We start from the raw sequence: 16,893 nt of genomic DNA, 5'->3' as shown, positions 1-16,893 counted from the left end.
CTTGATTTGAAATGTCTCAAAAATGCACGAGTTCTATTCAGGGTGCATTTCGCTGCATCACAACCGGAGTATTCATGCCAATGATTACGCAGGCGCAAGTCGACGCTTTGCGCCAACACCTTGCGGAGTCCACTGCAATCCTGGACAGCCTGGCTCCCGATGTACCCGCCACCAATCCGCCTACCGCCATATCGCTATCCACCACTGACGTAGACGAACACCGCGATGGCGCGGGTGTAGCCGACCTCACCGTGGCCGACAGCGACAGCACGGAATGGACGTTCACGCTTAGCGATGATCGCTTTGAGATGAAATCATTTCCCGATGGCGGGCATGACCTAAAACTTAAAACCGGCGTATCCCTGGATGTTGCCACGGAGCCTACGGTGCCGCTGACCATCACGGCGGTGGACCCGGACGGCAACAGCTATACAGCATTGTTCACAATCTCGGTGACGCCAGATGCGGCAGAGCCGGAGCCTACCGACCCAACCCCAACACTGGAGCCTTCCATGGCTAGCTACACGCTCAGCATTAACGACTTTCGCCAGGCTGACGAAGCCAGCGGCGACGACTGGACGGCAGCATTTCAAGCGGCGGCACAATCCGGCAAGCCGGTACGTCTGCACGCACCGACCCGCTACATCATCAGCGAACCCATTGCGTTATCAGATGGCACGCAGTTTATCGGTGACTCAAATAAGATTGATCGCTATTTAGCCGGAGGCGAGAACACGCAGGGCGGCGTCTGGATTATCGTAGACGAGTCGTTCCCTACTGATCGCCCCCTGTTCGGGATGCGCAATAACACCGCCATCCAAGGTGTCAACGTCTTCTATCGCGGGCAGGATTTCAATACCTGGCCGGTATCCGCCGATGAATGGCCAAACCCGTTCGTCAGCAACCGGACCATGTACGATCCGAAAGTCTACGCACCTACGTTTGCCGAGGCGGATCCCGACGAGAAACCACGAGGTCTAGTGGTGACGGACTGCATGTTGATCAATTCGTACATTGGCGTCGAGTTCATGAACCATGAGCGCCACCGCCTGGAGCGCCTAAACATCACGCCTATCAAGGCCGGTGTCCGGATCGGCGAGAGTACGGACGTGTCCACTATGGATAACGTGCTTGTTTATCCCTTCTGGAGTCAGGGCCACGGCTTTAGTGGAAACTCGATGCGGGTGAACATCCGCGCCGAATATGATGCTATCGGCTTTGAGTTTGGCGCTACTGACGGCGAGAAGTGCGGTCGTCTCTCCGCTATTGGTGCCGGTACTGGGATGATGTTCTCTCGCTTAGGCGGGTCGCCGTGCCAAAACGTGTACATCTCGGTATTCGAGCAGGATCTGTCGCCGCGCGGTGTGCTGTTCGAGGACGGTACAGACATCGTGATCGACACTATCGTAACTACGGCGCTCGACACCCGGTACACGTCCGTTAGTTCTGGCAATCCGGCCTTCCGGTTCAATTCCGAGAACCAGGACGAGACAAAGGGCCTTATTTACGGCGTGAAGGTAGCCACCGGGGGCATCATCAATGTTGGAAACCTGAACGTCCGGCGCTCGCATGGCCATGGCCTGATCATTGATGAAGCGGTTTTTGGCACTCACTTCAATCAGGTTTCAATTTTCAATCAGTCTCCAGGCGGGCACGGGCTGCACGTCACGCGGCCGAACGGGATTTATCACGCAAGTGTGGGCAAGTGCACCGTCAACTGCAATACGGCAGACACGGTGCCGTTCTACATCTACAACAGCCAAGAGTGCGCATTTGAGAAGCTGGCTTACACCGGCGCTACTCCAACCAATCCCATCCGCCAGGGCGGACTGACCCGGACCATCGTGGAAACCATGTTCGCCTGATAGACCGTAAGGCAAAGAGGCCCGCTACTGAGCGGGCTTTTTTGCATCTGAATCTTTGGCATCGCTTCAAGATTTGGCGCCGGCTGCAACAGGAAGGCAAGCGTATCGGCAGGGAGTATACGTTGGAGGGGAGCACGAGCGAGTGGAGTGGGAAGGTTTGCCGCTCGCAGGAGTTGAATGCGAATTTCGGGACAGCGACGGCAGATGGGCGCCGTGCTACGTGATTGAACTACTCGGCCGGCTAGAGGCGGCGGAAAGCGTCTGCTCAATTGGTTATTACGCACATAGCTCTACTCTCAATCAAGTCGCTGACCTGAGCCAGAGATTAAGAGCCGAAGAGGGGGCCAAAAATGTCTTGCCTAGGTCACCCATGGCGTCTCTGTGAAAGCCGGAATCGTCAGGAATGCGTCCCGATGACAGGGTCACTGCTGATGCTGCTGTGTGACGACTTGACATCACTGGCTAACCCCCGGAATTCGTCCCGTAAGCGTCATCGCTCGGCTACGGGAACTGGTCGAGACAAACGATAAGGACGTGACGCACGGCTACATCGACAAACGGACCGTGAGGAGCGCGCTAGAGGCGCTTGAAGACGACCTTCAGGCGGCGTTTGAGGCGGGCTATAAGGCGGCGAAACACTGGCCGGATGAGGGAAGCATGGACCTGCATTGGCGCAGGTGGAGCAAGAGGAGAGCAAGATGAACGCACAAGTGCAGCTTGAACAGGACATAGCGCTGCTCGGGAAGCGAGATCTGATCGGAATGATTGATCGAACATCGCCAGAGCTGAGGCAAGAGGCGGTCGAGCTTCTCGGCTTCATGGACCGCGGCGGGTACTGCCGGGGTGAGAGCCGGGCGTTAGCCCGCACGCTGCGGGTGATCGAGAGCGAGCAAAGGAGGCCGGGATGAGTCAGGCAATGAGCATCGCGCAGCAGCGCTACAACCATGTGCTGCCGGAAGACATGCACGGCGCGCCGGATAAAGTCGAGCAGATGATGGAGAGCATCATCGGCGGTGACGGCTGGGCAGCGGAGCGCTTCAATGAGTACGCATCAGGCGAGGCAATGGCGGCGTTTCTCGAGACAGAGCAAGGCGTGGCGTATGCCTGGGCATGGGCAAGACGGCAAGTGCTGAAGTGGGAGGTGGTATGAACAGCCGGCCCCCAACAAGTCGAGAGGAAAGGCTACGCTTCTAAGCGACTGCGCCAAAGACCTCAGCGAAGAAGACCCACAAGTCGAGAACTGAATCGCCCCGGGTCTTCTAGAGACGGTTTTTAACGCCTGAGAGGTACGCCGTGGAGAAGCTACTGGCAGCCACCATTAGCTGAACGCCTTGGCATCAGTCTTTCCAAGGAGTACGAACGCGGACAATTCTGCCGCCGCTCGACGGAGAATGTCTGGTAACGATGCTGCCGTTTAACACAACGCCGCACTGGTTACGCAAAGCATCCGAGGCTGCACGCGAGGTAATCAAGAGACCGGGGCTACGCTTTCCGACTTGCGCCATACATATGCGAGCCTATTGGCTCAAGCAGGGGTGTCGATGCAAGTATTCAGAGTCTGTTGGGGTATTCGCCGCTGGTCGTCATGAGCCGATATGCTCATGCGGATCCGAATGTTGGGCCGAAATCGCAGGTAAATTACCCCACATAGGCGGACAAAACATGGACAACTTTATAAGAGGAGAAGATGAGGTCGGGCTAACCTATTGATTTTGGTGCCCGGAGCCGGGGTCGAACCGGCACGGAGTAACCTCCGAGGGATTTTAAGTCCCTTGCGTCTACCAATTTCGCCATCCGGGCGCGGCTGCGGAAGGATTTCTGATGCAGCATATGGAGGCTGGAGTCGGAATCGAACCGGCGTACACGGAGTTGCAGTCCGCTGCATAACCACTCTGCCATCCAGCCTTTACGTCTTGGAGCGGGAAACGAGATTCGAACTCGCGACCCCAACCTTGGCAAGGTTGTGCTCTACCACTGAGCTATTCCCGCTTGACTTGAGGGCGTATTCTACGGATAAGCCTGTGTATGTCAAACGTTTTTTGCCCTCGCGTCACATGGAGCGCGAGAGCTCCGGCCAGGCGGCGCGGAGATACTGTCCCATCGACCATAATGTCAGGGCCGCGGCGACATATAACGTTGCGACTCCGATATAGGCAATCAAGGTGCCGGGCGTGAATCCGAGTAGTAGCAGTAATGAAACCATCTGCAGCGTGGTCTTGAGCTTTCCTATCCAGGATACGGCAACCCGGCCGCGTTTGCCGATTTCTGCCATCCACTCACGCAGCGCTGAAATGACAATTTCCCTGCCAATGATCACCAGTGCCGGCAACGTGAGCCAGATGGCTTCATAGCGCTCGACCAGCAAGGCGAGAGCGACGACAACCATCAGCTTATCCGCCACCGGATCCAGGAAGGCGCCGAATGGAGTGCTCTGGTTCAAGCGTCTGGCCAAATAGCCGTCCAGCCAGTCGGTAAGGGCCGCTAGGCCAAACAGCCCGGCAGTGCCCAGCAGGCTCCAGGAATACGGCAAATAGAAGGCGATCACCAGCAACGGGATGAACACGATTCGGGCCAAGGTCAGAATGTTAGGAATGTTCATCGGTGCGCCATGAGTCCTTGCCGGTAAGAGAAGTGTCTATTCTATATGGCCATGCGCTTCTCATCCATGCAGTGCCTGATGAATGGCTGACGCCATACGCTCACTTATGCCCGGCACCCGCGCCAGGTCATCGCGCGTGGCTTGGCGTACCCCCTGCAGCCCACCGAAAAACCGCAACAACTCTCGTCGGCGTTTGGGCCCGACGCCGGGAATATCCTGCAATGTCGAGGTGCGCCGCTGCTTGTCGCGACGCTGACGATGTCCGGTAATGGCGAAGCGGTGAGCCTCGTCACGGATATGCTGAATCAGATGTAGAGCAGGCGAGCCACTATCCAGACTCAGGGTTCGTTCTGGCGTTTCGATGAAGAGTGTCTCCAGGCCTGGTTTACGGGTCGTGCCCTTCGCGACGCCGAGCAGGAAAATATCGCTGACATCAAGTTCATCAAAAACCTCGCGGGCCATGTTCAACTGTCCCTTGCCGCCATCGACCAGCAGAATATCAGGCCGTTTGCCCTGGCCTTGCTGGAGCCTTTTGAAGCGTCGGGTCAACGCTTGACGCATGGCCGCATAGTCGTCACCTGCCGCCACTCCTTCGATATTGAAGCGTCGATAGTCGGATTTCACGGGGCCGTCCTGGTCGAACACGACACACGAGGCGACTGTCGCTTCGCCATGGCTGTGACTGATATCGAAGCATTCAAGGCGGGCCGGAGTGACTTCCAGTCTCAACGCTTCACGTAGTGCCTCGAAGCGTCGCGAAAGCTGGGCGCGGTTGGCTAACTGTGTCGCCAGATGCTGTTCGGCATTGGTATGCGCCAACTGTTGCCACTGTGCGCGGTATCCGCGGACCTGGTACGCCAACCTGATCCGCTTGCCGGCATGTTCCGAAAGCGCCGTCTGCAGGATGTCGCTATCCGCCAGCGGGTGGTTGGTAATGATTTCACCGGGAGGTTCGTGCTCCTGCCCCAGGTAGTATTGACTGACGAACTCGCTGAGCAGTTCTTCAGCGGTGAGGTCGAGGCCGTTTTCGGGACAATGGTGACGAGCGCCGAGCATCTGTCCTTGGCGCACCGTCAATACGCTGACGCACAAAGCGCCGGGGCGCTCGGCGAGCGCGAAAATATCGGCGTCGTTGGCTTCGGTATTGACGAACTGACGCTCCTGCAAGCGGCGCAGCTGTTGAATTTGATCGCGTAGACGTGCCGCTTCTTCGAATTCGAGTGCCTGGCTTGCCGCTTCCATCCTCAGGGTCAGTTGTTCGGTGACCTGTTCGCTACGCCCCTCAAGACACATGATGGCGTGCTCGACATCGCGTCGGTAATCCTCTTCAAGGATATAATCGACGCATGGAGCGCTACAGCGTTGAATCTGGTATTGAAGACACGGGCGCGTGCGGTGAGCAAAAACACTGTCCTCACAGTTACGGATGCGGAAAACCTTTTGCATCAACGAGAGGCTTTCCCGAACCGCATTGGAGCTGGGGTAAGGGCCTAAGTAACGTCCGTCGTTGCGTTTTTGTCTGGCGCGCTTGAACTCGAGCGCAGGATAGGGGTGGCGGTCCGAGACGAAGACGAATGGATAAGACTTATCGTCACGCAGTAAGATGTTGTAGGGAGGACGTAGCTGTTTGATCAGCGTCTGCTCAAGCAGTAGAGCCTCGGTTTCGCTGCGGGTAATGGTGACCTGAATGTCGCGAATCCGGGCCACCAGCGCCTGGGTTTTGACGTTAAGCGTGCCGCGAAAGTAACTTGCCAAGCGGGCCTTGAGCCGCTTGGCCTTGCCGACATAAAGAACGTTGTTCTCTTCATCGAGCATGCGGTAGACGCCGGGCGATTCGGTTACCGTCTTCAGGAAGTGCCGGGCATCGAATTCCGTACCCTTTTTCACGTGTTCGTTAGTCATGGTGACTAGTGTACCAAAGCTGCCTGAGACGCAGTATTCCTAGGTGCAGCCAAAGGGCACCGTGGCGCTGTAACCTTCTACCCATCCGTAGCGTAACCCCAAGTGGGTAAGCTCAACATCCGTATGCACATCCAGTTTCTCAAAGGCGCGATAGCGGTAGGTATTGACTGTCTTGGGGCTCACGAAAAGGCACTCGGCAATTTCTTTTACCTTATGGCAATTGATGATCATGACGGCAACTTCCAATTCGCGCTGCGTTAAATGATCGAAGGGGTTTGTGTGCCGGACCACCTTAGCCAGGGCGATCTGCTGCGCTACATCGGGACTAAGGTAGCGTTGGCCTGCCGAGACGCTACGAATGGCACGAATCAGCTCGCTGACTTCCGTCACGCTGCTGATGCAGCCTGCCGCCCCGACATCCATCAAGCGCTGAGTAAAGGCCGGTTGGGGGGAAAGCGTCAAGGCGATGATCTGGACATGGGGCATGCTGCGTATGACCTTGCGTGTGATACTAAGCCCGCCGATGCTGGGCATGCGCAGATCCATCAGAACGATATCAGGGCACAGTTTGCGGACCAGGGGGAGGGTGTTTTCGCTACTGGCCGATTCGCCGATGACCTGTATGTCTACATGTGAGTCGATTACCTTGGCGATGCTGGTGCGCACCAGATGATGGTCGCCTGCGACTAGAACCTTGATCAAGGCGGCTCCTTAAGTCATATGCAAGAGCTGGCCGCCGTTTGGCAAGACTGGCAGCATCGTAGCAGTGATGTTCGTCATTGCTTTGCATTAAGGACTTTCTTAACAAATCATTGCTCAATTAATCTTCGAGCATACGCTGAATTTAGCCGACGATGCTATAGCGGATAATGCTAATAGGCCTCAAGCCTCGTTCGGATTGAAAAACGGTTGACAGCGAAAGGGCGGGTCCCTAAGATACGCCTCGTCTTCGGATGAGGCAGGAAAAGTGCTCTTGGCCGTAGGCAGACGTTTCATCCTCATGTGGATGAAATGCGGGGCCTTAGCTCAGCTGGGAGAGCGCAACGCTGGCAGCGTTGAGGTCATCGGTTCGATCCCGATAGGCTCCACCAAAAGATTCTCGAGATCAGCCGCTTAGAGCACTCGCTCAAGCGGCTTTTTTCATGGCAGGTAAAAAAACAAGGGAAATACAGGTAAAACTATCACGCGTGGGACGCTCTTATCCCGCCCCTGGCAGCGCCTCCATGCTGCGCGCTTCGCTCCCTGCCATCTGATGTCATGCCCGTCGAGTAATGTTGAGTCATATCCTCGTCAGCGTGGCCCGTCGAAACTTGAGTACCTCCAACCGCAACGCCGCTGTCTTCTAGCAGTTTCGAGCCCCGAGCGGACTTCGTGGAAAGTCGGTTGCGTGCCTTTCGGCATGACTTTGATGCTCGGAATCTTGGGGCGTAGCTTGGCAAATTCTCGAGAGTTCATATCCTTGGGGTGGCATGGCCCTGGGGTCATCATGTGCCCGCATCGGGGGCGCTCAAGGACCCAGAACTAGTGGAGCAGGCCCAGGCGGTGTTACGAGAATATGCAAGTTGGTCGATGACCGAGATCGCCAGCGAGCAGCAGGGGAAAAGATACCGAATGGCGAAGGGCAACGTAATAAAGCCCGGCCAATGTGGCCGGGCTCGAAGCAGGGACTAGCGCTGCTGAAGGGGTAAGTCTTTCTGGGATCCTTGGCTTCGGTGGCGTCCTGCCTCTGATGCCTTCTTTCCCAAGCAATCGGTCTTCCTGACCGCGCTCTGTCCTTGAACTGGCGACCTGTCCTTGGCCGCTGCTTACCGTGGTTCACACCGTACAGGGACACCGGAACAGTAGCGAGCAGAGAACTGTTACCGAACGAAACTCGGCTTAACATGAGTTAATGATGCCATGACATTACGGATAAGAGAGAAGGGATGCCATGGGGGATATTGAGGCCATGGGGATCAACGAGTCAGAAGGCGAGCCGAGGTTGTTTCGCCTGCTTCATAAAGCAGGGACGACGAAGGCTGGCAGTGCGGGGGTTGATTGTGGAACTTTTACTATTGACATATATGTATGGGCTTGGATAAATGGTGCCTCACCCCTAACCGTGAGTACACATGGTCCTTTTAGCGGCCTTTGCTATCCTATCTATTGGATTCTCCTTCCTTTGCTCGATCCTCGAAGCGGCACTACTATCACTGACCCCTAGCTACATTGCTCAGCTCAAGGACGACCGTCCCAAGCTGCACGATGCGCTTGCCAAGCTGAAGTCGAATATCGACCGGCCACTGGCCGCGATCCTGACGTTGAACACCATTGCCCATACAGTCGGCGCTACCGGTGTTGGTGCTCAGGTCTCGGTGCTCTATGGGGAAACCTACATCGCAGTGGCGTCCGCTGTCATGACGCTATTGATTCTGGTGCTATCGGAAATCATTCCGAAAACCATCGGCGCCACCTATTGGCGAGGCCTGGCACCCCTTTTGCCGCCAATGCTGCGTTTCATGATATTGACGCTGTACCCCTTTATTTGGCTTTCCGAGCGGATTACCAACCGTATCGGTAAATCAGAGCACGACGTGGATATGCGCAGTGAAATCAAGGCACTCGCCCGGATCGGTCTGGAAGAGCGGGCCTTGGACAGCGGCGAAGCACGGACCATTGCCAATATCCTCAATCTGCATGAGATTCGCGTCAAAAGCGCAATGACGCCTCGTACCGTATGTCAGACAGTTGCACCGCTGACGACTGTCGCTGAGTTCGATACCCGCTACGGGCGAACTCCGTTCACACGCTTCCCGGTCATGGATGCTGGCGAACAGGCCTTCGGATATGTTCACAAGGCGGATACCTATCATGCCGATGATGCCATGACCATGGAGGAGCTGATGCACCCCATCGCTTCGGCTCAGGAAACGGACAGTATCGAGTACGTGTTTACCTCCATGCTCGCGGACCGCAGCCATATCCGGGTGGTTTACGATGATCATGGCACTTGGGTCGGCCTGATTACGCTAGAGGATGTAATCGAGACCATCCTGGGCCAGGACATTGTCGACGAGACTGACAACGTCCAGAATCTGAGGCGATATGCCAAGCAGCGCTGGCTAAAGCAACTCAAGCGAGAAGAGACTTCTTCGAACGTGAATGAATAAGTGCGCTGCGTTCCATTCGAGCTGTTCGGCGGGCCCGGACAGGTCGCCGTATCGTGGCTCATCATGGAGTGCCGAGGGGTGGCCGATGTTGAATGGACCCACAGGTGATCACCGAGCGTAACGCCAGTAATAGCGTTGTTGCATGTGACGAATCTGCCACGTCTCGAAAGGTGCGCTTCCCTTTATATTAAAACGCTAAGGCTGGCAGCGTTGAGGTCATCGGTTCGATCCCGATAGGCTCCACCAAAAAAAATCTTGAAATCAGCCGCTTAGAGCACCCGCTCAAGCGGCTTTTTTTCATGGCTGGTCCTTGCAAGGAAGACAGTGTTGCTGCTCGTCAGGCAATGTCCTGCAATCTGATAGCCGTTGTCTGTTCAAACTGGGCTTTCAAGTCCGCTTTTCGACAGAGAAAATTGCTGTGATGAACCTTGCCTCGCGTATCCGCCCATTCGATCTGGTTGGTCCCCAAGACGAGAGCGCTGTTCGCTTCGGCGGCTGACGTGGGGTGCTGTCCATTGATGGTATGAATAACCGCCTTCTCGGTGACCTTGCCGCGAATTGGACTGTCTTCGGACATACGCAAGATCTTGAGCCCGTGTTCTTGGCTCTCTGGCGTGAGGTCTTCCGAATAGTGCTTTTTCATCTCAGCGAGCTTCTCTCGCTCACTGTTGAGACATTCTACCGTCTCATCAAGATCATTGCTGAGTTTGCATGCCAGTAGGGTCAGCATGAAGAAGGCACTCGTAAACAACACGATCCCATATGCTAGAAATCCCAGCCCGGAAAACACCTCTCCAGGATGCTCGTGGTTGAAGGTAACCACCAGTATCGTTGCGTATGGGGCTGCTGCGAGAGCCAGCAACCATGCGGACATTAGGGTGATATTGCGCTGCTTGCGAGATAACATGAGCCTGCTCTCTTATTTTTTATTGTCGGTGCTTTCTTCTCGGGTAGCCCCCTCTACAGTGACTGAATATAGGGTTGGTTCGAATAAAGCCTGGCGGTGCTTATCCAGTGAGTAACTCTTTTTATCGTGCATATGTTATTTGAGTGATGCTATGTGTATATGCTTGGCTCACCGAAAAGTGAACCCTTAACTGGTTAGACTTTAGGCTTAATAAGTATGTTTGCGGGGCGTATGGCGCGGCCTGATCGGGAGGCATCAGCGCTTGAACACGACGGGCTTATGGGCTTTCTCAAGGCGGATCGGGATTCTTTCGCCGCAAGCGAATACCTCGCGATTATCGAAGGAAGCCTCGATGAGACAGGAGGAGGGGAGGCGAAGCCGGTAGTACGTCGTGGCGCCGGCGAAGGTGCTCTGTTCAACCGTCGCCAAGATAGCGCTATTGCTGTCTTGAACGATATTTTCGGGACGTAGAAGGACATCGACAGGCGACTGCGGGGCACAAGCCTGAGTATGCTGAACTGCAATGATGCCGAACTCGGTGATGACGGAGTCATGAGTCGCCATGACGCCCGGTAAGAAGAATCCCTGGCCGATGAAGCGTGCCACAAAGCGTGTCGCAGGGGTTTGATAAAGATGTTGGGGCTTGGCCCATTGGGCGAGGCGGCCTGCATGAAGTATTCCGATCCGGTCGCTCATGGTAAATGCTTCCTGCTGGTCATGAGTGACCATGATCGCCGTGATGCCTAGCCGTTTCAGTAGCTGCCGCACTTCCTGGCTGAGCTGACGACGAAGTTCTGCATCCAGATTGGAGAAGGGTTCATCAAGCAGGAGCAGGCGTGGCTGTGGCGCCAGAGCGCGCGCCAGGGCGACACGCTGCTGCTGGCCGCCGGAGAGCTCATGAGGGTACCGCCCGACGAACTGATCGAGTCCCATCAAGCCTACCAGTTCGGCGATCTGGGAGTGGCGCGTGGACGCAGTGTGACGTTGAAGGCCAAAGGCGATGTTATCGGCAACGCTTAAATGCGGGAAAAGTGCGTAATCCTGAAAGACCATACCCACATGGCGCTTTTCGGGCGGCACCTGTATGGCTGAGGATGACAGCGTCTGTCCCGCGAGGCGAATCGCCCCGCGGCACAGGGGTTCGAAGCCGGCGATGGCGCGCAGAAGCGTGGTCTTGCCGCTTCCCGAAGGGCCTAGCAAGCAGCCGATCTCCCCCTGGGCCAAGGCAAAACTCGTCTCCTGAACCACGACGCTGGTCCCGTAGCGGCACTCGAGGTTCTCGACCTGCAATAGTGGCTTGTGGTCGTTTCCTGTCGAGCTTTCGGCAAGCATTTCCGCTACTCGACGCGACCGAGCATGAGAAACTCCAGCAATGCCTTCTGAGCATGCAGGCGGTTACCCGCTTCCTGCCAGACGACGGCGCGCGGATCCTCGAGCAATGTGGCACTAATCTCTTCGCCGCGATGGGCGGGCAGGCAATGCAGGAAAAGGACGTCGGCGGCGGCGGAGTCCAGCAGCGCTTCCGTGACCTGGAATCCGCCGAAGGCGCGTTCGCGTGCGGCCTGTTCTTCCTCCTGGCCCATCGATGCCCAGACATCGGTAGTGACCAGATCGGCATTTTCCACGGCCGCTCGCGGATCACGCATCAGCGTCACGCGCTCACCAGCGGCTTCAAGGATGGCCGAATCGGGGTCGTAGCCCTCGGGGCAGCATACGCGCAACTTGAAATCGAACTGACGTGCGGCATTGATCCAGGAGTGGCACATGTTGTTGCCATCGCCAATCCAGACGGCGGTCTTGCCCCGTACGGGGCCGCGGCGCTCCGCCCAGGTCATGACATCGGCCAGTAACTGGCAGGGGTGAAAGTCGTCCGTCAAGGCATTGATGACCGGCACACTGCTGGCGCGGGCAAACTCTTCGAGACCGGCATGCGAAAAGGTGCGGATCATGACGGCATCTACCATCTCGGAGAGCACCCGAGCGGTATCGCCGATGGGCTCGCCGCGCCCCAGCTGCGTATCGCGCGGCGATAGAAACAGCGCATGACCGCCGAATTGGACCATGGCGGTTTCGAACGACACGCGGGTGCGGGTCGAGGACTTCTCGAAAATCATCGCCAGGGTGCGGTTCGTAAAAGGCGTATAAGTGGGGCCATGTGTTTTCAGGCGATTCTTGATAGTGATTGCCCGCTGAATGAGATAGGCCAGCTCATCGGGGCTCAGGTCCAACAAGGTCAGAAAGTGGCGTGTCGCCATGACAAAGGATCCTCAAGAAATAAACGGAGCGCAACGGCACCGCTGCCTGGCAGGGTGCGCCGGAATGCTCGGTATCGGCCTGCGGCCTGCGCTGTCATTATTGATGGGGCAGGGACCGCAACGAAAAAGGCGCCGTAAGTGCGTCTACATCGACTTCGTATCGATACAAATGCACTTGCGGCGCCCGGACCCGATGCATCCCGTCGTCTTGACACGGGCCGTGCGAAAAGAATCATCCTAGCTAGACGGAGCTTGGTACGCAATGCATAAGCCGCAGAGGGTGTATTCGGGGCACTGCATCAGTAAAATGGGTCTACGCTGTCCTAGACGTGAAGCCACGCGGGACTGCCATTCGTGGATCGCAGTCCCCTGTTGAGGAGTTCCCATGAGCAATACTATCGAAACCATCAAGCAGCAGATCAGTGAAAATCCTATCCTGATCTACATGAAGGGCACGCCGCAGCTGCCGCAATGTGGTTTTTCCGCACAAACGGTTCAGGCCTTGATGGCCTGTGGCGAGCGCTTCGCCTTTGTCAACGTTCTCGATAATCCCGATATTCGTGCCGAATTGCCCAAGCATGCCAACTGGCCGACGTTTCCCCAGCTATGGGTGAACGGCGAGCTGGTGGGAGGATGCGATATCGTGGTCGAGATGTATCAGAACGGCGAGCTCGAGCCGTTGGTCAAGAGTGTGGCTAGCGAAACCGCTGAAAAGGGCGATGCCTGAGATCGAGGCGCGTTTAGCGGTCATGCGCTGATTAGGGCCCGCGAGCTTTCCCGCTTGCGGGCCTTTTCTTTGAAGTGGCTGAGTCCGCACGCAATTTGACGTTGAAAACCCATGCTGACGCTACCACGCTGTGCTGAGGAGTCATTCGACAAGTCCGATTGATTTACTACTCGCGCATGACCAGGGAGGTTACGCATGCAGATTCCACTTGAGATCAACTATAACGGTGTTTCCCGTTCCGATTGGATCGACGAATATATCAAGACCCGTGTCGATAAGCTCGAGCACTTCAGCGATGACATCATCGGCTGCCGTGTGGTGATCGAGCAGACTCAGAACAACAACCGGACCGGCAACCCCTATCGTACCCTGATCGAGGTGACGCTACCCGCCAAAGGGGAGCTGGTGGCCGAAAAGACGGATCGGGTTACGGATCCTCAAGTGCAACTGCGCCCCATCATTCGCCATGCCTTCGAGGCGATGGAAAAGCAGTTGAAAAAGCAGGTATCCAAGCGCAATGGCGACGTCAAGCATCACAACGATGTCACCAATCCGCCCGTGGCCATTGTAGCCAGACTCTTTCCTGAAGATGACTACGGCTTTCTCAAGAGCCTCGATGGCGAGGAGATCTATTTTCACCGTCATGCAGTGTTGCACAATGACTTCGATCGGCTGACGGCCGGGACTCAGGTGCGTTTTGAACCCGAGGAAGGGGAGAAAGGGCCGCAGGCCAGTACCGTGCAAATTCTCGATAAGCCGGGTGTAGGCGACTCGGGCCCCGATGGAGAGGGACTCGACATGCCGGCCGGTTGGGAATCGCGCTAAGCGGCCGAGTCGATACGTAGCAGGTTTTTGCGCAACTCACGCAACTGACCGTGGTGCTGGCAGGCAGGTTCTGCCAGCACCGATAGATCAACTCTCTTCCATTCCCTGTTCGCGCTGCGCCAGGCCCCAACCGCCAAGATCCTTGAATCGATTGACGATCGCACAGAACAGCTCGGCGGTGCGCTCGGTATCGTAGCGTGCGGAATGGGCGGAACTGTTATCGAATTCGATGCCGGCCGCACGACAGGCCCTCGCCAGTACCGTCTGTCCGTACGCCAGGCCGGAAAGCGTGGCGGTATCGAAACTGGAAAAGGGGTGGAACGGATTGCGCTTGATGCCGCAGCGTGCAATAGCGGCATTGAGAAAAGTGTGATCGAAGGCGGCGTTATGGCCTACCAGAATCGCTCGTGTGCAGTTGTGAGCTTTTACCGATTTGCGAATGGGCTTGAAGATTTCGCCCAATGCCTGGGCTTCGCTAAGCGCAACCTGTTTGCGGAAGGGGCTCTCCAGGTCGATGCCGGTAAAGTCCAATGCCGACTGTTCAACATTGGCGCCCTCAAAGGGCTCGATATGGAAGGCGTAAGTGGCGTCGGGTAGTAGATTGCCCTGATCATCCATGGTCAGCGTGACTGCTGCAATTTCGAGCAGGGCGTCTTGCTGGGCGTTGAAACCGCCAGTTTCCAGGTCGACCACGACGGGTAGATAACTGCGAAATCGTTGAGCCATCAAATCGCGTGTGCTGGCGTCGGTCATGCCCTTGCTCCATCCCGTGTGACTGCCCGGCGAATCGCCGCTTGGCAGGGGAGACTCCGGCTCCCCCGTGAAGTGTCGGGGATTGTAGCATTTTGGCTATTCTACGTCCCGGTCGTCGGTATTCGTGTGCCGCTCGCAGCGCTATAATCAGGCGATTGTGGCACTGTGCGTGCCTGACACTGAACTAAGGAGCCCAGCATGTCCGATGTGAAAAAGGTCGTCCTTGCCTATTCTGGCGGCCTAGACACTTCCGTCATCGTCAAATGGTTGCAGGAAACCTATGGTTGCGAGGTGGTGACATTTACCGCTGATATTGGCCAGGGCGAGGAAGTCGAACCGGCACGTGCCAAGGCCAAGGCGCTGGGCGTCCAGGAAATCTACATCGAGGACCTGCGTGAAGAGTTCGTGCGAGACTACGTCTATCCCATGTTTCGCGCCAATACGATTTACGAAGGCGAGTATCTGCTGGGTACCTCGATTGCCCGGCCGCTGATCGCCAAGCGGCTGATCGAAATCGCCAATGAAACCGGCGCCGATGCGATCTCCCACGGGGCCACCGGCAAGGGTAACGACCAGGTGCGCTTCGAACTGGGCGCATACGCGCTCAAGCCGGGCGTCAAGGTCATTGCGCCGTGGCGCGAGTGGGACCTGACGTCGCGCGAAAAGCTGATGAACTACTGCGAGCGGCATGAAATTCCCGTCGACTTCTCCAAGAGCAAGAAGAAGTCGCCGTATTCCATGGATGCCAACCTGCTGCACATTTCCTATGAGGGGGGCATTCTCGAGGACCCCTGGGCCGAGGCCGAAGAGGATATGTGGCGCTGGAGCGTCTCGCCGGAAGCCGCGCCCGATGAGCCCACCTATGTCGAGCTGACATTTGAGCGCGGCGATATCGTGGCCATCGACGGCGAACGTCTCAAACCGCACGAGGTACTGAGCAGACTCAACAAGCTGGGCGGGGATAACGGCATCGGTCGCCTGGACATCGTCGAAAACCGTTATGTGGGCATGAAATCCCGCGGTTGCTACGAAACCCCGGGGGGCACCATCATGCTGCGTGCTCACCGCGGCATCGAGTCCATCACCCTCGATCGCGAAGCGGCCCACCTCAAGGATGAATTGATGCCCAAGTATGCCGAGGTCATCTACAACGGCTACTGGTGGAGCCCCGAGCGCAAGATGTTACAGGCGGCGATCGACGAGACGCAGGCCTTCGTCAACGGCGTGGTGCGGATGAAACTCTACAAGGGCAGCGCCAGTGTGGTGGGCCGCAAATCCGAACAATCGCTGTTCGACGAGTCGATTGCTACCTTTGAAGATGACGCCGGGGCCTATAATCAGAAGGATGCCGAAGGCTTCATCAAACTTAATGCGCTTCGCTTGCGCATTGCCGCCGGCAAGGGGCGCAGTGCCAGCTAAGCCATTCGTGCATCATCAAGGAGGAGAGAGCATGCTCAAAAATCTCATTGATGGCCTGTTTCGCAGCGGTAACGTCAACGCCGAGGAAGTGCCTGCGACGGACTACAAGGGATTCGAAATCGTCCCGGACCCGCAGGATGCCGGAGGTCAGTATCGCGTCAGTGGCTGGATTCGTCAGCCCGTCGACGACGGCGAACCTCGCGAGTATCGTTTCGAGCGTTCGGATATCGTCTCCGACCGTCTGGAGTGTATCGAACTGACCCTCGACAAGGCCAAACGCTTGATCGACGATCGTGGTGAAGAACTGTTCAACGATTGAAAGCACTGATCGGCGCATGACATACGGCACTTCCTGGGAAGTGCCGTTTTTTATGCTGTTCGCTAATCAAGTCTTACCGGCATCGGAGGATGGAAGCTAAGCGGAGGGCCATCATGGTATGTCGAGTGCGGGTACGCCATGATGTCGGTCTCTTTTCGTCTCGTATAAGGATG

General features: G+C 56.6%; 15 protein-coding genes and 4 tRNA genes. 9 read left to right on the top strand and 10 right to left on the bottom strand.

What is annotated here, in order from left to right:
- Positions 1 to 74: 74 nt before the first annotated feature.
- The 3 genes from ACW4DH_RS01435 (at position 75) to ACW4DH_RS01425 (ending at position 3,015) form a co-directional block, all read left to right on the top strand.
- Entirely contained in the window at positions 75 to 1,865 is a 1,791-nt protein-coding gene (locus ACW4DH_RS01435) for a hypothetical protein (RefSeq protein WP_459634566.1), read from the top strand.
- Between the two features lie 698 nt (positions 1,866 to 2,563).
- The gene (locus ACW4DH_RS01430) at positions 2,564 to 2,773 is read left to right on the top strand and encodes a hypothetical protein (RefSeq protein WP_459634565.1); all 210 of its coding nucleotides are present in this window, start codon (positions 2,564 to 2,566) and stop codon (positions 2,771 to 2,773) included.
- Positions 2,770 to 3,015, top strand: coding sequence for a hypothetical protein (locus tag ACW4DH_RS01425; protein ID WP_459634564.1), 246 nt, complete (start codon positions 2,770 to 2,772; stop codon positions 3,013 to 3,015). The genes ACW4DH_RS01430 and ACW4DH_RS01425 overlap by 4 nt, the downstream gene beginning before the upstream one ends.
- 563 nt (positions 3,016 to 3,578) lie before the next feature.
- Here ACW4DH_RS01425 and ACW4DH_RS01420 read toward each other — a convergent pair.
- The 6 genes from ACW4DH_RS01420 to ACW4DH_RS01395 form a co-directional block, all read right to left on the bottom strand.
- Positions 3,579 to 3,665: transfer RNA gene (locus ACW4DH_RS01420), tRNA-Leu, on the bottom strand.
- Positions 3,666 to 3,696: 31 nt separating this feature from the next.
- Positions 3,697 to 3,770: transfer RNA gene (locus tag ACW4DH_RS01415), tRNA-Cys, on the bottom strand.
- A 9-nt stretch (positions 3,771 to 3,779) separates the two neighbouring features.
- Positions 3,780 to 3,854 (bottom strand) — tRNA-Gly (locus ACW4DH_RS01410).
- Between the two features lie 61 nt (positions 3,855 to 3,915).
- Positions 3,916 to 4,464, bottom strand: coding sequence for a CDP-diacylglycerol--glycerol-3-phosphate 3-phosphatidyltransferase (pgsA, locus tag ACW4DH_RS01405; protein ID WP_459634563.1), 549 nt, complete (start codon positions 4,462 to 4,464; stop codon positions 3,916 to 3,918).
- A gap of 60 nt (positions 4,465 to 4,524) precedes the next feature.
- Positions 4,525 to 6,366: an excinuclease ABC subunit UvrC gene (gene uvrC / locus ACW4DH_RS01400; protein ID WP_459634562.1), complete on the bottom strand. Its 1,842-nt coding sequence runs from the start codon at positions 6,364 to 6,366 to the stop codon at positions 4,525 to 4,527.
- 39 nt (positions 6,367 to 6,405) lie between these two features.
- Positions 6,406 to 7,068: a response regulator gene (locus ACW4DH_RS01395; RefSeq protein WP_459634561.1), complete on the bottom strand. Its 663-nt coding sequence runs from the start codon at positions 7,066 to 7,068 to the stop codon at positions 6,406 to 6,408.
- A 313-nt stretch (positions 7,069 to 7,381) separates the two neighbouring features.
- Between ACW4DH_RS01395 and ACW4DH_RS01390 the strand changes: the two genes are divergently transcribed.
- Both ACW4DH_RS01390 and ACW4DH_RS01385 read left to right on the top strand, forming a co-directional pair.
- Positions 7,382 to 7,457 (top strand) — tRNA-Ala (locus ACW4DH_RS01390).
- Positions 7,458 to 8,477: 1,020 nt separating this feature from the next.
- A complete protein-coding gene (locus tag ACW4DH_RS01385; RefSeq protein WP_459634560.1) occupies positions 8,478 to 9,515 on the top strand; it encodes a CNNM domain-containing protein in 1,038 nt (345 codons plus the stop codon).
- A 337-nt stretch (positions 9,516 to 9,852) separates the two neighbouring features.
- Here the strand turns inward: ACW4DH_RS01385 and ACW4DH_RS01380 are convergent, their stop codons facing one another.
- From ACW4DH_RS01380 to argF, 3 genes are all read right to left on the bottom strand, one after another.
- Positions 9,853 to 10,422, bottom strand: coding sequence for a hypothetical protein (locus tag ACW4DH_RS01380; RefSeq protein WP_459634559.1), 570 nt, complete (start codon positions 10,420 to 10,422; stop codon positions 9,853 to 9,855).
- A 255-nt stretch (positions 10,423 to 10,677) separates the two neighbouring features.
- On the bottom strand, positions 10,678 to 11,754 hold the full coding sequence (locus ACW4DH_RS01375; RefSeq protein ID WP_459634558.1) for an ABC transporter ATP-binding protein: 1,077 nt from the start codon (positions 11,752 to 11,754) through the stop codon (positions 10,678 to 10,680).
- 5 nt (positions 11,755 to 11,759) lie between these two features.
- Entirely contained in the window at positions 11,760 to 12,677 is a 918-nt protein-coding gene (gene argF / locus ACW4DH_RS01370; protein WP_459634557.1) for an ornithine carbamoyltransferase, read from the bottom strand.
- A gap of 385 nt (positions 12,678 to 13,062) precedes the next feature.
- Here argF and grxD point away from each other — a divergent pair, with 385 nt between their 5' ends.
- The gene (gene grxD / locus ACW4DH_RS01365) at positions 13,063 to 13,404 is read left to right on the top strand and encodes a Grx4 family monothiol glutaredoxin (RefSeq protein WP_459634556.1); all 342 of its coding nucleotides are present in this window, start codon (positions 13,063 to 13,065) and stop codon (positions 13,402 to 13,404) included.
- Between the two features lie 195 nt (positions 13,405 to 13,599).
- Positions 13,600 to 14,229, top strand: a complete 630-nt coding sequence (locus tag ACW4DH_RS01360) for an HPF/RaiA family ribosome-associated protein (RefSeq protein WP_459634555.1) — start codon at positions 13,600 to 13,602, stop codon at positions 14,227 to 14,229.
- Positions 14,230 to 14,316: 87 nt separating this feature from the next.
- On the opposite strand, the gene rnt is transcribed toward ACW4DH_RS01360, so the two are convergent.
- Complete coding sequence (gene rnt, locus ACW4DH_RS01355; protein WP_459634554.1) at positions 14,317 to 14,982, bottom strand: ribonuclease T; 666 nt, start codon at positions 14,980 to 14,982, stop codon at positions 14,317 to 14,319.
- A gap of 198 nt (positions 14,983 to 15,180) precedes the next feature.
- Between rnt and ACW4DH_RS01350 the strand changes: the two genes are divergently transcribed.
- Positions 15,181 to 16,401: an argininosuccinate synthase gene (locus ACW4DH_RS01350; RefSeq protein WP_459634553.1), complete on the top strand. Its 1,221-nt coding sequence runs from the start codon at positions 15,181 to 15,183 to the stop codon at positions 16,399 to 16,401.
- Positions 16,402 to 16,432: 31 nt separating this feature from the next.
- Positions 16,433 to 16,720, top strand: coding sequence for an HlyU family transcriptional regulator (locus tag ACW4DH_RS01345; RefSeq protein WP_459634552.1), 288 nt, complete (start codon positions 16,433 to 16,435; stop codon positions 16,718 to 16,720).
- The last annotated feature ends 173 nt before the right edge of the window (positions 16,721 to 16,893 follow it).

It is taken from the genome of Halomonas sp. WWR20 (genome assembly GCF_054602495.1).
Note: the sequence above shows the minus strand (reverse complement) of the source record. Positions and strands in the feature narration are given on the sequence as shown.

What these genes read in the sequence shown, in the direction of transcription:
- rnt (WP_459634554.1), bottom strand. Translation starts at nt 14,982, where the DNA reads ATGACCGACGCCAGCACACGCGATTTGATGGCTCAACGATTTCGCAGT.
- ACW4DH_RS01350 (WP_459634553.1), top strand. Translation starts at nt 15,181, where the DNA reads ATGTCCGATGTGAAAAAGGTCGTCCTTGCCTATTCTGGCGGCCTAGAC.
- ACW4DH_RS01360 (WP_459634555.1), top strand. Translation starts at nt 13,600, where the DNA reads ATGCAGATTCCACTTGAGATCAACTATAACGGTGTTTCCCGTTCCGAT.
- grxD (WP_459634556.1), top strand. Translation starts at nt 13,063, where the DNA reads ATGAGCAATACTATCGAAACCATCAAGCAGCAGATCAGTGAAAATCCT.
- ACW4DH_RS01430 (WP_459634565.1), top strand. Translation starts at nt 2,564, where the DNA reads ATGAACGCACAAGTGCAGCTTGAACAGGACATAGCGCTGCTCGGGAAG.
- ACW4DH_RS01425 (WP_459634564.1), top strand. Translation starts at nt 2,770, where the DNA reads ATGAGTCAGGCAATGAGCATCGCGCAGCAGCGCTACAACCATGTGCTG.
- ACW4DH_RS01375 (WP_459634558.1), bottom strand. Translation starts at nt 11,754, where the DNA reads ATGCTTGCCGAAAGCTCGACAGGAAACGACCACAAGCCACTATTGCAG.
- pgsA (WP_459634563.1), bottom strand. Translation starts at nt 4,464, where the DNA reads ATGAACATTCCTAACATTCTGACCTTGGCCCGAATCGTGTTCATCCCG.
- argF (WP_459634557.1), bottom strand. Translation starts at nt 12,677, where the DNA reads ATGGCGACACGCCACTTTCTGACCTTGTTGGACCTGAGCCCCGATGAG.
- ACW4DH_RS01435 (WP_459634566.1), top strand. Translation starts at nt 75, where the DNA reads ATGCCAATGATTACGCAGGCGCAAGTCGACGCTTTGCGCCAACACCTT.
- ACW4DH_RS01345 (WP_459634552.1), top strand. Translation starts at nt 16,433, where the DNA reads ATGCTCAAAAATCTCATTGATGGCCTGTTTCGCAGCGGTAACGTCAAC.
- uvrC (WP_459634562.1), bottom strand. Translation starts at nt 6,366, where the DNA reads ATGACTAACGAACACGTGAAAAAGGGTACGGAATTCGATGCCCGGCAC.
- ACW4DH_RS01385 (WP_459634560.1), top strand. Translation starts at nt 8,478, where the DNA reads ATGGTCCTTTTAGCGGCCTTTGCTATCCTATCTATTGGATTCTCCTTC.
- ACW4DH_RS01380 (WP_459634559.1), bottom strand. Translation starts at nt 10,422, where the DNA reads ATGTTATCTCGCAAGCAGCGCAATATCACCCTAATGTCCGCATGGTTG.